Origin of the sequence: Larkinella soli, assembly GCF_003703975.1 — a bacterium.
GTDB classification, from domain to species: Bacteria; Bacteroidota; Bacteroidia; order Cytophagales; family Spirosomataceae; genus Larkinella; species Larkinella soli.
Window position 1 is genome coordinate 1 of the sequence record NZ_QTJY01000054.1, and the last position, 1221, is coordinate 1221.

1 protein-coding gene is annotated in these 1221 nt (G+C 62.2%); it reads right to left on the reverse strand.

Annotated features, from left to right (window positions below; all coding sequences use genetic code 11):
- Positions 1 to 1221 (reverse strand): DUF1549 domain-containing protein (locus DX909_RS29300; protein WP_128548873.1); only part of this gene is annotated, 1221 nt, incomplete at both ends.

Below are 1221 nucleotides of genomic sequence, written 5' to 3' on the forward strand. Positions count from 1 at the left end.
TCACCAGCCAGTTGCCGCGCTCGAAAACGTGGGTTTGCCGGGCCAGTTCGCCGGTGCCGTCCTGCATGACGGGCAGCACTTCGACCTTCGCGTTCAGGACTTCGGCCAGCCGGCGGTCCATCTCCCCGAGGGTGTCGGCCGGTTGGCCGGGGAGTGCGGGCTGGAGCGACACCCATTTAATCATGACCCAGTCTTTCGGTTTTTTGGGATTCTCGATGCTCAGGTAAAGATGATGCCGCCCGGCTATTTTCGGCAGGCTGAAAATCAGGGTGGTATCCTTCCAGGGGCTGCCGGTTTTCGGCACCGGCCGGTCGAGCAGCAGCGGGCCGGTGGGACTGTCCTGCCGGACGCGCATCCGGGCCTGCTCGGAGTTGGTGCCCCAGGCCAGGATGAAGCGGTTTTTGCCGGTCAGATCCAGGTTCGGCATCCGAACCGAGCCGCCGTCGAGTAAAGCCACATACATGGCCCCCATCAGGGTGGCGTTGACATACTGGTCGAAGCGGTGGGAGTTGATTTTCGGCTCGATGGTCCGCGTGAACCGGACCAGATCGCTCAGCTGCTCCGGCCGGGCGGCCTGCTTCCCGACCCATTCCACCAGCTGCCTGACCTTCAGCGAGTCTTCTCCCTTATAAAACCGCAGCGTCGGCGTATCGCTCGGAATATCCTCATCCCGGCTGTTGTTGAAGAAAGCCATGTACCGGTAATAATCCTCATGAACGAACGGGTCATACGGGTGGCTGTGGCACTGGACACAGCTGAAAGTGGTTCCCTGAAAGACCTCCCAGGAGGTGTTGACCCGGTCGATAACGGCCGCCACCCGAAACTCCTCATTCTGGGTGCCGCCCTCGTCGTTGGTCATCGTGTTGCGATGGAAGGCCGTCGCAATGAGCGGATTATCATCCGGCAATGGGTTTGCGGAAGCCATGCGCTGCTGTTCCGGCAGGAGGTCCCCGGCCAGTTGTTCGATGGTGAAGCGGTCATAGGGCTTGTCTTCGTTGAAGGCCCGGATCAGCCAGTCGCGGTACCGCCACATGGGTCGGGAAAGGTCGGCTTCGTAGCCTTTGGTGTCGGCATAGCGGGCCAGATCCAGCCACATCCCCGCCCACCGCTCGCCGTAGGCCGGCGACGCCAGCAGCCGCTCCACCGCCTTCTCATACGCATCGGGCGATGCATCCTTCACAAACCGCTGTACCTCCGCTTCCGTGGGCGGCAGCCCCGTCA